Source organism: Myxococcus sp. CA056, assembly GCF_013336715.1.
Classification (GTDB): Bacteria; Myxococcota; Myxococcia; order Myxococcales; family Myxococcaceae; genus Myxococcus; species Myxococcus llanfairpwllgwyngyllgogerychwyrndrobwllllantysiliogogogochensis.
Map to the genome: position 1 here is coordinate 444,653 of NZ_JABUMT010000003.1, position 18,651 is coordinate 463,303.

At 68.0% G+C, this 18,651-nt stretch carries 12 protein-coding genes; 6 read left to right on the top strand and 6 right to left on the bottom strand.

Going from position 1 to position 18,651, the window contains the following annotated elements; genetic code table 11:
* Positions 1-117 precede the first annotated feature (117 nt).
* Together HUA76_RS16300 and HUA76_RS16305 are read left to right on the top strand one after the other, a co-directional pair.
* The gene (locus HUA76_RS16300; RefSeq protein WP_254614257.1) at positions 118-1,215 is read left to right on the top strand and encodes an oxygenase MpaB family protein; all 1,098 of its coding nucleotides are present in this window, start codon (positions 118-120) and stop codon (positions 1,213-1,215) included.
* 202 nt (positions 1,216-1,417) lie between these two features.
* On the top strand, positions 1,418-2,086 hold the full coding sequence (locus tag HUA76_RS16305; protein ID WP_254614258.1) for a cell wall protein: 669 nt from the start codon (positions 1,418-1,420) through the stop codon (positions 2,084-2,086).
* Between the two features lie 164 nt (positions 2,087-2,250).
* On the opposite strand, the gene HUA76_RS16310 is transcribed toward HUA76_RS16305, so the two are convergent.
* Together HUA76_RS16310 and HUA76_RS16315 are read right to left on the bottom strand one after the other, a co-directional pair.
* Positions 2,251-2,496 carry a hypothetical protein gene (locus tag HUA76_RS16310; protein ID WP_174453262.1) on the bottom strand — a complete coding sequence of 82 codons (246 nt, stop codon included), beginning with the start codon at positions 2,494-2,496 and terminating at the stop codon, positions 2,251-2,253.
* A gap of 163 nt (positions 2,497-2,659) precedes the next feature.
* A complete protein-coding gene (locus HUA76_RS16315) occupies positions 2,660-4,060 on the bottom strand; it encodes a hypothetical protein (RefSeq protein ID WP_174461399.1) in 1,401 nt (466 codons plus the stop codon).
* A gap of 410 nt (positions 4,061-4,470) precedes the next feature.
* On the opposite strand from HUA76_RS16315, the gene HUA76_RS16320 reads away from it, so the two are divergent.
* From HUA76_RS16320 to HUA76_RS16330, 3 genes are all read left to right on the top strand, one after another.
* A complete protein-coding gene (locus HUA76_RS16320; RefSeq protein WP_174461400.1) occupies positions 4,471-5,349 on the top strand; it encodes a S9 family peptidase in 879 nt (292 codons plus the stop codon).
* A 158-nt stretch (positions 5,350-5,507) separates the two neighbouring features.
* Entirely contained in the window at positions 5,508-6,323 is an 816-nt protein-coding gene (locus tag HUA76_RS16325; protein WP_174461401.1) for an NAD(P)H-binding protein, read from the top strand.
* A gap of 336 nt (positions 6,324-6,659) precedes the next feature.
* Positions 6,660-8,003 carry a S9 family peptidase gene (locus HUA76_RS16330; RefSeq protein ID WP_174461402.1) on the top strand — a complete coding sequence of 448 codons (1,344 nt, stop codon included), beginning with the start codon at positions 6,660-6,662 and terminating at the stop codon, positions 8,001-8,003.
* A 65-nt stretch (positions 8,004-8,068) separates the two neighbouring features.
* Here the strand turns inward: HUA76_RS16330 and HUA76_RS16335 are convergent, their stop codons facing one another.
* Both HUA76_RS16335 and HUA76_RS16340 read right to left on the bottom strand, forming a co-directional pair.
* The gene (locus HUA76_RS16335) at positions 8,069-8,878 is read right to left on the bottom strand and encodes an outer membrane beta-barrel protein (protein ID WP_174461403.1); all 810 of its coding nucleotides are present in this window, start codon (positions 8,876-8,878) and stop codon (positions 8,069-8,071) included.
* Positions 8,879-9,058: 180 nt separating this feature from the next.
* Positions 9,059-10,135, bottom strand: a complete 1,077-nt coding sequence (locus HUA76_RS16340) for an NADH:flavin oxidoreductase (protein ID WP_141641031.1) — start codon at positions 10,133-10,135, stop codon at positions 9,059-9,061.
* A 258-nt stretch (positions 10,136-10,393) separates the two neighbouring features.
* Here HUA76_RS16340 and HUA76_RS46450 point away from each other — a divergent pair, with 258 nt between their 5' ends.
* Entirely contained in the window at positions 10,394-10,624 is a 231-nt protein-coding gene (locus HUA76_RS46450) for a DUF6766 family protein (RefSeq protein ID WP_371745509.1), read from the top strand.
* On the opposite strand, the gene HUA76_RS16345 is transcribed toward HUA76_RS46450, so the two are convergent.
* Positions 10,516-11,610 carry a fatty acid desaturase gene (locus HUA76_RS16345; protein ID WP_174453256.1) on the bottom strand — a complete coding sequence of 365 codons (1,095 nt, stop codon included), beginning with the start codon at positions 11,608-11,610 and terminating at the stop codon, positions 10,516-10,518. The genes HUA76_RS46450 and HUA76_RS16345 overlap by 109 nt on opposite strands.
* A gap of 25 nt (positions 11,611-11,635) precedes the next feature.
* Positions 11,636-18,628, bottom strand: a complete 6,993-nt coding sequence (locus tag HUA76_RS16350) for a type I polyketide synthase (protein ID WP_254614259.1) — start codon at positions 18,626-18,628, stop codon at positions 11,636-11,638.
* Positions 18,629-18,651: the final 23 nt, after the last annotated feature.

Genomic DNA, 18,651 nt, shown 5'->3' on the forward strand with positions numbered 1-18,651 from the left:
CTGAGCACCGGGATGGGCAATCCCATTCTCGTGCCTGGATTCACTGAAGCCCCCATGTCTTCAAATTCCGCATCCCGTGGCCGCTGGACAGATGAGGTGCTCGAACCCTTTCGTTTCATGGGCGAGCCCGTGGCGGACGCGGTCATCCAGGAGGTCTTCGCCAACAACGAGGTGGCGACCGTCAACCGCATCCTCCAGAGCATCCAGTCGAATGTGCACCTCGTTCCAGGGGAGATGCCAGACGCCGTGGAGTCGTACCTGAATCAGACGGATGACTGGCCCGAGTGGGCCGATGCGGAGAAGGTCCTTCTGGGCCAGCGGCTCTTCCAGCGCTATGGCATGCAGATGACCCTGGCCTATTTCACGTGGTCCCTGCCCTGTTGCTACGCCTGGGCCAAGGCGGCCAAGGTGCTGACCTGGACGGGCGGTATCGACAAGCACGTGCATCGTCGCATCATCGAGACGGCGCAATTCGTCCTGGATGTCATGGGCGAGGGCGGCTTGGGGCCGAAGGGCTTCGGGGTGCGCACGGCGCAGAAGATCCGCCTGCTGCATGCCACCATCCGCTACCACGTCGGCGGAGATGCCAGGTGGCAGGAGTCCGAGTGGGGGACTCCGGCCAATCAGGAGGACCATGTCGCGACGCTCTTGACGCTGGCCCTGGTCCCCCGAGTCCTGACCCGGCTCCAGCTCGACTTCACCCCGCAGGAAGAGGACGCCTACTTCCACTGCTGGCGAGTGATTGGGCACTTCCTGGGCATCCACCCCACGCTGTTGCCCCGAGACCTGGAAGATGCCCAGCAGCTCTGGGAAGCCATCCAGCAGCGTCAGGTGAAACCCTCGGTGGAGGGGGCCGCGCTGACCAAGGCGCTCGTCGACTATTTGAAGACGCGCATCCCCGGCACGATGATGGACGGCATCGCGGTGGCGATGATGCGTGAGCTGTGCAGCGAGGCGGTGGCCGATGCCGTCGGGCTGGAGAAGTCGGACTGGACGCGCCATCTGCTGGGGCCGATGCGGTGGATGTTCTCCCTGTCGGACGAGGCGCAGGACCAATCGGGCCTCGCGGCGAAGATCTCCGCCTCCCTGTCTCGCGAACTGCTGGAGGGGCTGCACTCCTCCGAGACGGGTGGCAGCCGGGTATCCTTCCGCATCCCCCAGTCGCTCCAGGAGTCGTGGAACCTCACGGCCCCCGGGGAAAAGCAGGCCAGCTAGCGCGGGGGGCTCGACGCATGTCGTCAGCAACCCGCCTGCTCAACCCTGACCTGGAGCGGACACACAGCTCGCTCCACGGGGTGAACGCATCCACGACGCATCCTGAAATCAGCCTGGCTCCTCGCCCGGACAACCCCCCAGGGGGCGGGGGTTGGATTCACGGATGGTCGAACAACCTGAGCCGTGCTACGCCGGGCTCCACATGCCCAGAGCCCGTCGCGTCACCCCCTCCCCCCGAACCCCTCGCTCTCTTCCCGCGCGCGGCGCTTCCTCGGCGACGCCGTCACTGGATGAGGCCTTCCAGGCCATCGTGCACGGCGCCGTGCAGGAGTCGTTCGCCCCGCTGATGACGGCCATGCGCCGCCTGTCCGAGCGACTGAGCGGCCAGCCCTACTCCGCCCCGCCCGTACAGCAGCGCAAGGCCCCCGCGCCACAGCCTCCCCCCCAGGTGCAGGCCGTCGTCGAGCAGCCTGTCGCCTGCGCCGTCATCGGTTGTCGACAGCCCGTCCGCACGCTCGGCTACTGCTCGGCGCACTACCAGAAGCGTCGGCAGATGGTGGCCACCGGTCGGCTCCATGCCGCCTGGGTCGAGCACGCCGCGCCCCACTCCATTCCGGATGTCATCCTGTCTCGCCGTCGTCGCTCGGACAGCTCGGCGGCGACCCCCGCGAGCACCGCGACTCCCGCTCCGAGCGGTCCCCGCGTGTGGGTCCGCAAGAAGGGCCAGACGCAGTCCGTGGGCCCCCAGGGTGAAGAGGGCCCTTCCGCACCGTCCATCCTCCCCACCCTGCGCCCGGCCGAGGGCGCCGACGCGGCGGACACCGTGAAGCGTTGGGCCGCGGAGTTCCTCGCGACCAAGCGTCGCAACTGAAGGCTGTCTCAGGACCCCGCGCTGCACCCGGGCAGACGTCCCGCTCCTCGCGAGTCGGGACACCCGAGGGGAGCGCGGGGTTCATCCCCGCGTGACACACGACAGGGATGAGCCTGTTTACTCCCCCCGGGTTTGAAGCCGGCTGCGCCTGAGAGCCTTTGCGCTCAGTGGCAGGTCCAGGACTCCTCGGTCCAGTCCCCACAGACACTCTTGCGACACAGCGTGTAGTTGCACGTGTCGCCCATATAGCCACAACACGCCACGTCCGCGTCGCTGGTGCCAGAACAGTGCACCCGCTTGGCCGACTTGTACGTCTCGGGCGACTCGTTATCACCACACGACTCGCCGTCGTCACCACCACAACCCGCCAACAAGGGAACCGCGATGAGCATGCACAGAAGGGTACGCATGTCTCACAGAGGACCATGAGGCACACATCCAGGGCCACGGAACCCGAGTGAAACACCCACCCAGTCACATGTATCAATCACCAGGAAAGTATTTCTCGCGACCCGAGAGCGCGGTGTTCATCTCGTCTGGATTTCCAGAACACCGCGCAAACACTCGCCTCGCTCAGTAACGAGCCTGGAGCATCACCGTCGCTCCGAAGGTGCTCGCATCCTTGAAGACAGGCACCGCCACGCCGTTCTCGTCGTCGACGAATTCCACCTTGTTCGGGTCATTCGCGTAGGAGACCTCCGCGACGACGCCCGCCAGCGAGCCCAGGTCCCACCGGGTCGTGGCCTTCAACGTCAGCACCGTCATCCGGTCCTCGCCTGCCGGGAGGACGCTTATCTGATGGGGCCCTCGGAGCAGCAGGTGATTGGACTGGCTCGGCCCCAGGAGTCCCCCTGCATTGAGCACCGCGGGCAGCGTGAGCCGGGCAAGGAATCCTGGCGTCAGGCCCCAGCGCTTGAGGTGGTAGTCGGCGCCCAGCGAACCCGAGACTTCCGCCCGGGGCTCCGCGGAGCGACGAAAGGCCTCGTTCGGGAAGACCCACGGAGCGTCCAGTTGAATGAAGCTCGGAGTCCGGTAGTAGGCCAGTCCGTACACCCGCAGGAAGTCGTGCCGCACCCGAACCTCCAGGGCCGCGGCGCTGGCGCTCTGGGTACGACGCCGCTGAGCCGGCCACACCTCCGGATCCAGGAGGTCCTGCGACACCAGGCTGCCTTCCAGGGAGACCGACGCGGCGAACCCGGCGGAATACGTCCCGGCCGTGAAGAACCGTTCAAAGAAGACAGGGTCGCCTCGATAGAGCGACAGGTCCACGTTGCTCCCGATGGGCTCGCCGTGGTGCCACAAGGCCCGAAGTGAGGCTCCCCTCATGGTCATGGGAAGCTCCGCCCCGCTCGCCGCGGCGGTCGGATTCTCCCCCTGGTTCCAGGACATGCCCTTCAGCTCCAACTGGAGTTGGGGCGACACGTCCACGAAGCCACCCGCGAGCAGCGCGTAGTAGCGCCCCGAGTCCCCCAGCACCTCGTTGACGACCGCGGATTTGAGCGCCGCGAACACGCCCCACTGCCGCCGCGCGAGCCGCAGCTCCAGCGCCGGCTCGTTCCCCGGGCGGCGCGGGAAGGCCTCCCGCCCCCACGTCACGGGGTACGTCGAGCCCAGGTACAGCCGGATGGAGCTCAGCGGATAGACCCCCAGCGCCAGGCCTTCATCGGCGGCCCAACTGGAAGGCCGGTAGCGCAGGCGGAAGGCACTGCCATTGTCCACGAAGGTGGCCCCCCGACTGGCACCACTCGACGAGAGGAAGAACGACAGCGCCGCCTCGGCGCGCAGACCCGAGGTCAGCTCGGGAGTGTGTGCGTCCAGCGCCGCGTTCCACAGGGCGGACGAGCCCGCGGTGTCGACATCCTCGTCACCCGCGAGAAAGGAGAGTCGCGCCTGGAACGGCCGCTCCGCCGGGGGTGATTCGGGAGCCTGCCCCAGGGTGAAAAACAACGACAAAGACAAGAGCACAGGAGACATGGGGCGCCGCGTCTATCATGACTCCCCGCCCATCGCGCCTTCCCTGTGTCACTGCCTGGAGTGCCAACGGCGGCCGCGCCACCTTCCCCTTCTGTCCGCGGTGCGGAACCACCCTGTCCTGGGAGTTCGACAGCCTCCCGGAGTTCCTCGCCATCGCCGTGGGCCCTGCCCCCTTGGAGCTTGAACACCTCGAATGACATTCCGCCCCGCGAAACAATGACAACCATGTTTCGCGTCGCGGAACAAAACGAGGAAAAACCTAACAGTACGAAAAATCAGATAGACGAGAAGACATCCTCGGAGTCTTAATCGTGAGAACGGGGCCGCCTGTGAATGCAGCGTCGGCTCACGTCGGTCCGGGTGCCTCATGCCCCGGGCATGAAGTCCCACGTCACCCACGAGGAGAAGTCATGAATCAGAGAGAGCTGACCTTCCGTCTCGGATTGCTCCTGACCCTGGCCTGGACGACCACCGCAGGAGCGCAGTCCCTGAGCAGCTTCACGGCGACATACCGGGGCGGCGGCACGTCGCTCTGCAGTTCCACGTACAACCTGCGCGGCCAGGAGCCGTCGGCCTCGGGCAAGTACCCGGTGTTCATCTACACGGTGGGCACCACGGAGCCGTACGAGCACTCCTCGGCGCTGGCCGCCGTGGAGGAGATGGCGTCGCGCGGCTATGTCGCCGCCACCGTGGAGTACGACAACGCGACGTTCGGCACCTGCTCGTCGATGACCACCCGCTCCAAGTGCATCTATGACGGGAGCCGGGCCACCAGCGCCGTCGGCACGCTGTGTGCCCGCGCCAAGGCGGACTGCTCCAAGGGCATCGTCGTGGCGGGCTTCAGCCAGGGCTCCATCATGGCCATCCTCGCCAAGAACCATGACTCGCGAGTCCAGGCCGCGTACGGACTGGGCGCCGGCGTCCAATACTCCATCTACAACCTGCGCTCCTGCGTGGCCAATGGCAACCGGGCGTTGCCGAGCAGCCGCCTGCGCATCGTGAACGGCGAGCAGGACATCTTCGTCGGCCCCACCGAGTCCTCCGTCCGCTCTCAAAACACGGAGACGACGGGCCAGTCCTGCCCCCTGGCGACGTCCTGCTTCGCGAGCAACAACAGCGGCTGGTACATCATCAAGGACATCCAGCTCGGCGACCTCAACGCGGACCACTGCTACATGCGCTCGGGAGGCTGCACCGGGCTGTTCCTCGACTCGACCTGGCGCACCGGCTCCGCGCCCTGGTCGCTGCGGACCAACCTGGACTGGCTGAAACAGTTCACCACGCCGTAGTTGACGCCTGGCGCCAGCCTCCGGGCACTTGCGTGAGGCTGGCGCGACGACGGACAGCGAACACTCCGGCGCCGGGAATGCTCGGGACGTGTTGAGTATCCGCACGGACGCCGAGCATTTTCCCCAGCCGGGTGAGGTGCGCGTGTTTGCGTCGCGCCATGACCACTTCGAGCATCCTCATCCTGGGCGCGAGCGGGACCACCGGACGACGCGTCACCCGGCTCCTCCAATCACAAGGTCACTCGGTAAGGGCCGCGTCGAGACACGCGGACGTGCGCTTCGACTGGAAGGACCCCGGCACCTGGGAACAGGCCGTGGGCCCGGCGTCGCGCATGTACCTCATGGCGCCACACGAGCAACCCATCGACCCCGCCTTCGTGTCCCTGGCAGTGTCCAAGGGCATCCGCCGCATCGTCCTGCTGTCGAGTCAGGGCATCGAAATCATGGGAGACGAGCGCCTCATGTCCGCCGAGCGCCTGGTGCGCGGCGCGGGCGTGGACTGGACCCTCGTCCGCCCGGACTGGTTCAACCAGAACTTCGACGAGGGCTTCTTCAAGCCCGCGGTCCTCGCCGGACGCATCACCCTCCCCGTCGGGGAGACGAAGCAGGCCTTCGTCGACGCCGACGACATCGCCGCCGTGGTGGCCGTGGCGCTGACGAAGGACGGCCACGAAGGCCAGAGCTACGACGTGAGCGGACCTCGCGCGCTGAGCTTCGGCGAAGCCTCGGCCATCATCGGCCGCGCCGCCGGACGACAGGTGTGCTTCGCCGGAGACGCCGACACCTATCTCTCCGAGCAGCGGGCCCTGGGCCGACCCGACGAGGCCATCCAGGGCGAAATCAAGGCGTATGGCGCCCTGCTCAAGAGAGGCGACGCCACGCCCACCGACACCGTGCGCGCCGTCACCGGCCACGCGCCCAAGTCCTTCGAGACCTACGCCGCGCAGGCCGCGGCCTCGGGCGCATGGAAGTGAGCCCGGCCCGCGCGAAGCGCCAGTCCCCTTGACAATCACGCGGACCAATCGCACGATTCAATCAGACGATTGACCCATCCTCGGAAGGCACGGGACCCCCGTGTCCTTCCCGGTTTCGTACGTGCTTCTGCACGAGGCTCTCGGTGTGCCCGCGGTTCGCCGGGCACGCGCGAGACCTGACGCCCGGCCTTGCCCTCTCGTGCTTCAGGCGCGCGGCCCTTCGTCTGTCTTCAGCAGGCCTGGCCCTCTCAGTGTCTGTGATTTGAAGGCCGCGATGACAGAAATAAAGACCCGCGGTGTTCGAGCCTTCAATCCCTCATCAGGAGGCAGCACACCATGGGTTTCACCCTGAATCGCCGTTCCCTGCTCCACGCGAGCCTGGGTCTCACCGGAGGTCTCGCGCTCATGCGCGCGCCATCCTCACTCGCGGCACCATCACCCGGCGCGGCCCCGGCCCCCGGCGCCCAGGAGCCCTCGCGGCCCTGGTATGAGCTGGGATTGCTGTCGGACCCCGTCATGGAGAACCAGCTCCTGCATTTCCTGGCCGCGACGTACAGCGCCCAGGCGGATATCGGAGAGGTGCTGGACACCGCGAGCCGCATCCACCCCGAGGACGAATGGAGCTGGCCCACCGAGTGGGTGAGCACGGCGGACCGCCTGAGGGCCATGGGGGATGCGAGCCTCGCCCGCCACCACTCCCGAAGCGCGGGCCACGCCTACCTGCGCGCGGCCAATTACTACCGCGCCGCGCTGATTCACCACCCGGAGCCGGGTCACCCCAGCGTGCTGGCCACGGGGCGGAAGTCCGTGGACGCCTACGACAAGGCGCTGACGCTGCTGCGGATTCCGGCGACTCCCGTGCGGATTCCCTACGAGAACACCACCCTCCCCGGCTACTTCTTCCGCGCCCCCCATACGCGGGGGCCCGCGCCACTGCTCATCTTCCAGCAGGGACGCGACGCGTGGCCGGAGGAGTCCAAGTATGTGATTGATGCCGCCCTGGAGCGGGGCTACCACTGCCTCATCGTCCATGCGCCAGGACAGGGCATGGCCATCCGGGAGCAACACCTGCCGTTCCGTCCCGACTGGGAAAAGGTCATCACCCCCGTCATCAACTTCGCCGTGCGCATCTCCGGCGTGGACTCCCGGAGGCTCGCGCTGCTGGGCTGGAGCATGGGCGGAGCGCTGGTGCCACGCGCGGCGGCGTTCGAGCGGCGCCTCAAGATTCTCATCCCCAACCCGGGCGTCCTCAACTGGGGCCAGTCGCAGTTCGACCAGTTCAACGGCTACTTCCCTGAAATCATGAAGCTGCTCGACACGGACCCGGCGGCGTTCGACGCGGCCCTCTACGAGCTCATGTCGCAGGTGTTCCTGTACCGCTGGTACATGCGCGACGCCATGTCCAAGCACGGCGCCAGCTCACCGTCGGACCTGCTCTTCAAGCTGCGGGAGTTCAACAACGAGCCCGTGGTCCACCGCATCCGCTGCCGCACGCTCGTCATGGACGGCACCGCGGAGGCGTACTCGGGGGGACAGGCGAAGCAGCTCTACGACGCGCTGACGTGCCCCAAGGACTACCTGCTCTTCACGGAGGAGGACACCGGACTGTTGCACTGCCAGGAGGGCGCTCAGGCCGTCGCCAATCACCGCATGTTCGACTGGCTCGACGAGTACATCTGAGGCCGCGTCCCGAACAGGGGAACGTCGGGCCGGTGAGTCCCGGCCCGACGTCTCACACCTGACGACTAGAAGCGGTACTGCGCGCGGACGCCGCCGTAGATGAAGCCGTGGATCTTCTTCGTCTCAAAATCCTCGGTCTCATCGAGCTCGTCGCTGCCAGGGATTTCCACGCTCGAGTCAATGGACACCGAGGTGGAGGAGTACTGGCCCGCGGTCACGGTCGCGAACGGACCCACCGAGAACTTGGGGGAGATGCGGTAGTCAAGGCCCACCTGGGCGGCGACGAACTCGAAGCCCTTCACGGAGAGCTTGGCGGTGATGGACTCACCATCCTGCTCGCCCTTGACGGCCGTGTTGAGGAACTCATAGCCGACACCCACGCTCACCCAGGGGTCGATCTTGGGCGTGACATTGAAGTGATAGGCCACGTTGACGCCCAGGCGGAGCTGGCTCGCGCTGCAGCTCACGCTGACGGCGCCCTGGTCCTCGCAATTGGCGTTCTCGTCATTGAAGCTCGCGATGCCGTACTGGAAGGTCGCGCCCAGGTATACGTTGGGGTTGAAGAAGTAACCGGCCTCCAACTGAATCGGGATGACGCCCGTGACCAGGTCACTCACCTTGTTGGTATCGTCGTCGTCCGCTTGAACCGAGCCCAGCTCGCCGTAGGGCGCGCCGTACCCCAAGCTCAGTCCCAGCGCGAAGCCCTTGCCGCCCCCAGAGTCGTCCGCCGCCGACTCCTCGCTGGCATAACCTTCCTCGGAGTAACCCTCCTGAGCGGAGTCATCCTGCATCTGGAAGGTCTCGCCAGCCAGGGCCGGAGAAGCAACGAGCGCAAAGGACAGAGAGCACAGCATCATCTGGGTGCGGCTTTTCATGACGAGGGTCCCGAAAAGAAGTGGTGAGAAGTTGAGCCCCACACCCTCAAGGTGTCGGACGCGCATTAAGACGCACGTCCTCGTCACATATTTAAAGTAACAAGGCCACAAAAGTGCTGGGTTCCAGGTGACCCGGCCCCTCCTGAGCCCCGTCCCGTGCGCTCCCGGACGGTGCCGCCCTCAGGGGACGACGAAGTTCTTCCAGCCGCGCAGGTAGTCGACGAAGCCCGCTGACGCGCCCTCCGCACGCAACACGGCTCCAGGGAAGGGTGGGCGTTGGATGGCATCGCCCCGCCGGACGCGCTCGGGCCAGTCGTGGTTGGCGATGGCGGAGCGGCCGAGGGCCACTGCGTCCGCGCCGAGCGCCAGTTGCGCCTCGGCGTCCTCCTTCGTCCAGATGGCGCCCGCCACGACAATCTTCACCCGCGAGGGCACCGCCGCGCGGAAGAGCGCCGTCGCGTGCTCCTGAGGCCGCTTGTTCGTGTTGAGCGCCGAGCGCCAGAGCGACAGGTGGAGGACGTCCATGCCGCCGTCCGCGAGCATCCGCGCGACCTCCAGCGTCTCATCCAGGTCCAGGCCCTTGGCCTGCCCGAAGTCCTCGGGCGACAGCCGGACGGCGAGCACGCGCTCGGGCACCGCGCGCCGGACGGCGGCCACCGTCTCGCGGATGAGTCGCGAGCGATTCTCCAGAGAGCCGCCCCAGCGGTCCTCACGTCGGTTGTAGACGGTGCTCAGGAACTGCGACAGCAGATAGCCATGCGCGCCGTGGAGTTCCACGCCGTCGAAGCCCGCCTGGGCGCAGCGGCTCGCCGCGTTCGCGAAGGCACGGATGGCGCCCTGGATGTCCTCTTCGGTTCCCTCCCGGCACCGGTCCGCCGCGTCGGTGTGCGCGCTCGCGCTCCAGCGCTCCAGCCCGCTGACGGCGGGGTCCGCGCGCAGTCCTCCGTGGAAGAGCTGCGCGGACAGGAGCGCGCCCCCTTGGTGGATCCGCGCGGCCAGACGGCGCAGGCCCGGCAACATCGCATCGTCGTGAACTCCCAGCTCGCCGGGCCATGCCTTGCCGTCCTGCTCCACATGCGCCGCGCACGTCTCCACCAGCCCGAAGCCTCCGTCCGCGCGCAGGGACAGGAAGTGGAGTTCAGCATCCGACAGCGTGCCATCGGCGTGGCTCTGCTGGTTCGTGAGCGGCGCGAGCCAGATTCGGTTGCGCGCGACGACATTCTCACGGAGTTCCAGGGGGTCGAACAGTCCTGCCATGTGGTGCATCTCCCACGTGTGAGCCAGAGGAGGCTGGGCCCTCGGATGCCTGGAGCGCGGGGCCGTCGCTTCCCTCGCGATGATTTTCGCATGCCAGCAGGCCAGCACCCGACCGGGCAGGCAAGTGCCCTCCCATGCCGGCTGCGGGGGGCGGAGTCGTGGACAGATTTCGAGGGATGGTGAACTCGACCTCGCCGGGCGCCCCAGGCAAGGGGCTCCGGCGAGTCCAAGGACCCCGACGCCAACAATCGAGTCCTGCTGTCCGTCTGGTTGCGCGAAAAGGGCAGCCCCGAGTCAAAGCCCGTCAACGCCCCCCACTCCCGGACCGGCAAATCGTATCTCGCGATTCTATTGTATCGGAGATACCAGGGTATCGCGGCTCACGACGCGACACCCCGGGGGGCTTCGAGCCGCCTTCGAAGCTCGTCCGTGCTCACCGCGGGCGTTCCGTCCCTGCCCACGAGCATCGTCCCCTCGGTGGGCGAATAGAGCGCCGGGCGCGAGTACAGGGTGCGCAAGGCGTGGACGTGGGGGAAGACGGCGGAGGCTCCCGGATGGAGTTCCCGCAGTCGCTGACGCAACAGCGGTGCGAAGCGCGGGCTCATGGCCGGGAAGATGTGGTGCTCCTGGTGATAGCTGAAGTTGAGATGGGCCCAGTTCATCACCGGGTGCGTCTCCACGCTGGCGGTGTTCACGAAGGGGTTGTCGCGGTCCTCGGACGCCGGCAGCAGCCAGTGGTTGGTGGCGATGTAGATCATCAGCGTGACGTTGGCGACGATGAGGGGAATGACGAGCGCGAACAGCGCCCCTCGCGGCCCCATGGCCCAGCCCAGCGCGAACCAACCCCCTGTCACGAGCACTGTGAGGAGCCGCTCCTTCGTGCGATTCATGCGCACGTGCTGGAGCTGGGGCTGGTTGATGTGGTGCCACAGGAACGCCTGTCCCTGCGCGGTGAAGAACAGGCCGAAGCTGATGTAGCTGACCCAGGTGCCCGAGCCCGGTGAAATCGCGTGGAACAGGCGCGCGAACCGCTGGGTGTCCAGGTCCTGCTGACGCGGGAGGATGTCCGGATCCCTCTGGTGGATGTTCGCGGCGCTGTGGTGCGCCTGGACGTGCCAGGCGCGCCAGTTGCCGGGCGTGACGAGGAACGGGCTGAAGCCCGCCCACCCGAGCACCTCCTCCCAGCGCCGGCTGCGAAAGACAGCGTGGTGCAGCGCCTCGTGCGCGGCCAGCCCCACGGTGGTGACCATCTGCCCGAGCAGGAACGAGAGCGGCAGACAGAGCCACCAGGGAAGGCCGCCCCAGCCCAACAGCCCCATCAGGGCCATCATCACCGGCACCAGCGCCAGTGCGATGACGCCCCGGTGGGGCTGAGGCTCGAAGGACTCGGGAGGCATCACCCGGCGAAGCTCCGCGCGAAGCGGCTTGGGGTCATCGATGGGCAGGGTCGCCGTCGAAAGTGCGGTGGAGTGCATTGTGTTCACCCGATGGAGAGAGGGTTCAAGCCATGGGACGCGCGAGGCCGCCCTCGAGCAGCATTCGCAGTCGTCCCGCCTCGTCGACCGCCGCGACGGTGCCGCATTGGAGGATGTCCCCGTCCAGCCGGGGACTCAGCGCCTTCAATGACAGTCGCAGCGGTGCATCCGTCTTGCCCACCAGTCCCCGGTCGAAGGTGGCTCGTTCGAACTGGATGGGCGCGAAGACGGCGCTCGACACACCATCCACGTGCATCGCGCTCAGGCGCAGCGCCGCGTCCAGGACGAGCGCGGGCACAGCGGTCCCCGCGTCTTCTCGCCGCGCTGGCAGCCCCACGCTCGCGAAGCGCGCCGAGCGCTCCAGGCGGATGTCCTCCAGGCAGTCGAACATCTTCGACAGCTCGATGGGCCCTCCCCGCGCGCAGTGGGGATCCTCCGCGGACAGCCCACGCCCCGAGGGTGTCGCCGCATCGAGCCCCGGGGTGCCTCGGGGCGGCTGGGCCGACAGTGTGAAGCGGGCTTGCGCGAAGACGAGGTCTCGTTCGAGCACCACGCCTGAGGCATGGACGATGTCGCCCAGCAGCTTCACTCGCACGCAGTGACGACCGGGCTCGTCGGTGAGCTGGGTGCACTCGGCCCGCAGGGCCTGATGTCCACCGGGCTTCACGCGGATGAAGCGGGAGAACCTCACATCCTCGATGGTGACGGTGCGCAGCTCCGGTCGTCCGTCTCCCAACGCGGCCCGCAGCATCAAGTCCAACGCCCAGGCTCCGGGCAGCGTGGGCGTGCCTCGGACCAGATGGTCCTCCAGGCATGGCACGCTCGCGGCATCGACCATGAGGTCCTTCAGCACGGCGGACGGCTCCGTCGCCGGCAGGGGCTCCGCGGGCAGCAACTCCAGGCCGTAGTAGGAACGCTCGCTCTCTGTGAGCTGCACGTGGATGGACTCACGCAGGGGGCCTTCGAGGAGTTGGAGGAACAGTGCCTCGCCCTCCTCCGCGCGAATCCCACGCAGCCTCCGGCTGGCGCCTAGCACGCGGTACTCGGAGCCTCGGGTCATTCCGATGCCATCCCAGGCCAGCCACCCCACGCTGCACCAGGGCACGTCGGGATGGGCGTCGCTGGACCAGGCACACAGCCGGTCCAGGGCCTCGTTCGCCGCTCCGTAGTCCGCCTGTCCGTCATTGCCGATGAAGCTGAATGCGGACGTGAGGACATGGAACGGCACGGGACGCGCGAAGCGGCTCGCGCAGGCGGCGTGCAGGTTGCGGAGCCCGAGCAGCTTGGTGTCCAGGTTCGTCCGCAGCTCCGCGAGGCGCCGACGGTTCAGCTTCTTGGACGTCTGCGTACCCGCCCCATGGACCACCAAGTCCAGACGCCCGTGCTCTCGCGTGAGTTCGTCCATCACCCGCGCGACGTCGCCGGGACTCGTGACGTCCGCGACGCGGTAGACCATCCGGCCTGGCAGCCGCGCGAGGCCCACCAGGGTGGAGCGCAGCTCCCGGACCGCGAGGTGCCGTTCGAAGCGCGCTCGCAGCTCAGGCATCCGCGTGCCCGGCTTCGCCGCGAGCTCCGAGGCGTAGAACTCCCGCTCCACGACGGGGAGCTGTTCCTCCAAGGCGTGGAGCACTCGCTCGGGAGCGGCCTCCGGGTCGCTTCGTCCCAGGAGCACCACCGTGCATCCGTACCGCTTCAAGAGCGCTCCGGCGAGCACCGCCGTGACACCTCGCCCGCCGCCAGTCAGCAGGACCACGGAGCTGGCATCGAGCGTGGAAGCGCCCTTCGCGGGCGTGGCCGACGGACGGAGTCTCCGGACACATCGAGTCACGCCGTCGAAGCAGACCTCCACCGACGGACCGCCCTCTGCGTCCGAGACCAGTTCGGACAGGGCCTGCGCCAGGGCTTCCGGCAACGTTCTCTGGGAGGTGGCGATGGCCCGGACGTTTCGCGCCGGCACCTCGCGAGCAATCGACTTGAGCATTCCCGCGAACAGTCCCGTCACCGGGTGCAGGACACGCCGAGGGCCCACGCCTCCCACGCACAGGCTCGCGAGTTCCACCTCACCGGCGAGGAGTCCTTCGTAGGAGCGCCGCGCCGCGAGGAAGAGCAACTCCAGCGCCTCATGGCTCAGCGCCGTGTCGGAGACCACCTCGGCCTCGCTCGCGTCCGGCTCGATTCGACTGACCGCGAGGATGAGCTGGGGCGAGAAACCCAGCGCTTCCAGTGCCGCGTCTGCCGTCTCTTCGCGTGTCAGGTCGATGCCGCGAACCCGCCCCGTTGCTTCCGAGGCGCCCGCGAAGAGCACGAAGTACTCCGGCCCACACAGTCGGCGCGCCTGCGCCTCCAACTCGTGAGCCTGCGCTTCGTCCCCAGCGATGAAGAGGACCCGACGCCCTTCGAGCCGCACGGGCCGCGTCGACCGGACCTGCTGCTCGACGAGCACTGGCGTGTAGTACCCAATCGGCGCGCTGTGGTCGAAACCACTCGTCGACTCGTCAGTCGCCACCTCACCAGGCTTCGGGGGCGGTTGTGCCAGGGACAGATGCGCCTCGGCTTTGGGCTCCACCGGGTGGATGGACGCTTCCGGAAGGAGCTGAAGCTCCAGGCGGGCACCGCTCGCGGCTTCGGGATGGAAGCGCAGCGTGGTGGGGCGTCCCTCCGCGGCCGTCTGCACGGCGCGCAGGACCGCCAGGGCCTCTCGTGCCGAATGCGGTGGCAACGACTGGCCTGCTACTTCTCGCGAGTCCGTGGCCTCCGACATCCGGAGGCGGCACAGCACCTTGAGCCCTCGCTGGGCGGCCTTCTCGGCGGTGGTGACCGCGAGCAACGTCAGGCCCTCCTCTGGCTGGGACCCACTGGCGACAGCCCCAGGCCGAAGGACGTGCGCGCCGCCCACGAGCACCAGCTCGAAGCCCGTCTCCAGCACTCCACGCGCGGCCTTCAACGCGGCGGCCAATGAAGCGCCTCCGGCATCCACCACGAAGTTGGGCCCCTTGACGTCCAGCGCACCCGCCACCCGTCCCGGCGTGACGTTCGCCATCATCCCTTGCAGCGTGTAGGGCCCCGAGGGACGCAGCGTTCCCGTCACCACGTCATGGAAGCGCTCCGCCAGCGGTAGCAACGCGGCCTGCCCGGGAGCCTGCAGGACACGCTCTCGCAGCTTGCGGCGCGTGGAGGCGGCCAGCACGCGCTGGATGGCCTCCACCCCTCGGCGGGTCTTCCCCTCGAGCCCCAGCACGATGGCCGTTCCCATGCGCAGCCCATCGAAGCCCTCCAGCTTCTGGACGAGCGCGCTGGCCGCAGTGAGCGCGAGCCCCTGCGTCAGGTCCATGTCCTCGGAGATATCCGGCAACAGCCGCACCGACGACGGCAGATGGAAATCCTCTCCGTTGAAGCGAGTGCCTACCTCGGATGGCACGCCGACTCGCGGCACGCCGTTCGAGTCCGGGAACACGCCTTCGGCGGCCACCACCACCAGCTCGCTCCGCTTGCCAGCACGTGCAGGGAATCTCGGGACGACGGGCCCGCTTCGGTACTCCTCGAGCACCAGATGCGCGTTCGTTCCCCCGAAGCCGAAGCCATTCGTGGCAGCGCGACGCGGATGCGCTCCGTTCTCCGGCCAGGGCTTCTCACTCAGGCTCACCTCGAAGTCGGGGCCCAGTGCGCGCAGCTCCGCGCCGGGTCGCTCGAAGTTCGCCTGCCTCGGGATGAGTCGATGTTCCAGCGCCTTGCACAGCTTGATGACCGAGGCCGCTCCCGCCGCCCAGCCCACATGGCCAATCAGCGCCTTGACGCTGGCGAGCTGGATGCCCTGGCGCTTGCCTCCGAAGACGCGCGCAATCGACTTCAGCTCGGTGGCGTCACCCGCTGGCGTGGCCGTGCCGTGTGCCTCCAGGTACTGGATGGTCGCGGGGTCGATGTCGGCCGTCGTGTAGCAGGCGGTCATCGCCGCCACCTGTCCCTCGACGCGCGGGACGTTCGCGGAGCTGCTGCGACCATCACTGGAGAGCCCCGTGCCCCGGACGATGGCGCGGACCTGGAGTCCCGCCGAGAGCGCGTCCGACAGGCGCATCAGGCCCACCACGCCCGCGCCTTCGCCGAAGATGACGCCATCCGCGCGCTCGTCGAATGGGCGACTCCCCGTCGCGGAGAGTCCATTGAACTGGGAGAAGAGGCAGCTGTTGCCGGGTCCCGGCGAGAAGACGCCACCGGCGAGGACGAGGTCCGCATCCCCCTGCTGAAGCGACTTCATCCCCAGTGCGATGGCGTAGAGCGATGACGCGCACGCGGCATCGAGCAACACCGTGGAGACTCCGCGCCCGACCACATCCGTCACCACCGTCTGGAGGGTCGGATGTGGCGCGAGTTCGGAGGACCGGGCCGTCACGCCCATCACCGAGCGAGCCGCCTGCGCCAGCAACGCGAGGTCCGGCCCCAGCATCCCCTTCGCGCGGAGAAGGGACTCGCCCGCTTCCAGGCTGAGTGCCGCGTCGTACTCGGAGGACCCTTCCGCTGTGGAGCCGAGCAGGCACTGGATGCGTGCGGGTGAGCGCGCGGCGAACTCCTCCAGCCCCACCATCCCCTGTGCGAGCGCGATGGCCAGGAGCTTCTGTTCCCGGACGTACCGCTGGAAGCGCACCGAATCGATGCCTCGCGGTGCCACCAGGTCAGCGTCTCGAACCGCGCCCGTGAGCAGTGTGTAGGCTCGGTCCGGCGTCCCCGTGGGTCCGACGAAGTCCGTCATCAAGGAAGGCTCGTTGGCGCCCGGATCGACGATGCCACTCACGCCCTGCCGGATGTTGCGCCAGTACGCCTCCGGGTCCGTCGCGCCGCCTGGGAACAAACACCCGAGGGAGACGATGGCAATCGCCGGGTCTTCCCCTGCGGCCTCGCCGCGCCCTTGGGCCTGTTCCATGGCAGCAACCTCCGAGGGAGGCATCCGCGCCTCACCTCGCGCACGGGTCTGCGCCGAGGGAGCAGCCCCCGAGGGTGGCATCAGCGCCTCGCCACGACGACCAGCCTGCTCCACAGGAGTCCCCTCCGAAGGAGGCATCCGCGCCTCTCCACCTGCATGGGCTTGCCCCATGGCAGCAGCCTCCGAGAGAGGCATCAGCGCCTGACCCCGAGCACCTGCCTGCTCCACGGGAGCCCCCTCGGAAGGCAGCATTCCGGAAATAGCGCTGACCTCGGTGACGGATGCCGAGGGCAGGATGCGCTGAACGATGCGCGCCAGTCGCCCCTCCGTTCCGCAGTCCAGGAAGCGGGTGCAGCCCGAGCGCGACAACCACTCCACCGCGCCCAGGAAGTCGAACGGATGCATCAGATGTGACGCGAGGGCCTCCGCCAGCTCGCCCGGTGCGCCCGCATACACACGTCGCTCAATCGGCGAATAGATGGGCCCGCGGGGCGCCTTCATCGCGACGCGTGCGAGCGCGGTGCGAAATGCCTCCGCCGCGAGCCGTAGCCCTGGATGGTGGAACGGATACCGACTGACGACGAAGGTGAACCCCTGACCCTGCTGCTCCAACCAGGACCGAAGTCGCTCGAGTTCCGCGCGAGCCCCCGCCACGACGGTCTGCTTCGCGTGGTTGCGTCCCGCGATGACCAGCCCGGCCGCACCACAATCGCTGATGGCGCGCGCGGTCTCCGCCTCTCCCAGCGCGAGAGCGGCGAGCGTGCCCAGGTCGTCCGACACCATCTGGAGCGCCTGGCTGCGCAGACACACCACCTCCGCGCCCCCACGCAGGTCCAGCGCTCCGGCCGCGGTCATCGCGGCAATCTCCCCGAAGCTGTGCCCGACGAAGATGTCGGGGCTCCGCCCCTCGCGCATCAGCCACCGGGCACCGAGCACCCCCGCCAGGAAGATGCCGAGCTGGTCCAACCGGGGCGATTTCTCCAGCGCACGCCGCACCTCGTCCGCGTCGCGCGCCGCGAGCAGGGGCCCCGCGTCGAACCCGTGACGCCTCGCCGCCTCCTCAACCGCCGCGAGTTCGTCGCGCAGCTCCGGCTGCAAGAGCCTCAGTCGAGCGAACAACCCAGGCTCGAAGGAGCCCTGCCCGGCGAAGAGGAACGCGGTGGCCCCCGTGGGGAGCGTCAAGGGCGGCACTTCCTTCCGCCCCTCTGTAGCGAACCTCTCGGATGCCAGTGCGACGTCCATCGAGCGGACAGAGCCCGACGCGGCCGAGCCAGTGAGGAGCCCCAGCGTCGGCGCTTCCTTCCGAGCCGCCGGAGCAGCCCCATGAGGCGCCAGCGCAACGTCCATCGGGCGGACAGAGCCTGACGCGGCCTGACCAGTGCGGAGCCCCGCCGTCGGCACTTCCGTCCGAGCCGTCGGAGCAGCCCCATGGGACGCCAGCGCGACGTCCATGGAGCGGGCCGAACCCATCGCGACCGGTCCAGCGAGGAGCCCCAACGTCGGCGCGTCCTTCCGGCCTTCTGGAGTTGCTGGCGCGATATCCACCAGGCGGGCCGCCCCCAACGTGGCCGCGTCCGCGAGCAACTGCTTCGCCAGCCCCCGGACGCCTTCCGAGAACAGCTCCGCGGTGGCGGAGCCTCCCTTGAGCGCGCGCTCACGGAAGCTCATCGCCGCTGCGGGCTCGAACATGCCAGCCAGCGACTCGAAGCACGGACGAAACGATTCGGGGAACGGGCACAGGGCTCCGGTCTCCTTGTCGGCGCAGAGCACCGTTTGGTAGCCGCAGGCCACGGGCGTGCCGTCCTGCTTCAACGTCCGGAAGCAGAAGCGGACCGACACCTCGCCCCGCTCCTCGAACGAGGTCAGCACCACCAACCTGTCACCCAGGTTCGCGGGCGCGAGGTTGCGCGAGTACCCCTCGTACGTGAGCAGGAGCACGCGGTCGAAGTCCCGACGGAACTCGGGCACCTCGAAGAAGTGCGGGCTGAACAGCAGGTGCTCGCGCCCCGCGCACTGGAACTTGAAGTTGGTGAGGAAGTGATGGCTCCCGTAGGCCATCGTGTCATCGAAGTGGATGACGTACGGGACAGCGAAGTAACCCATGGCGTTCTCCCCGTCGAAGGTGT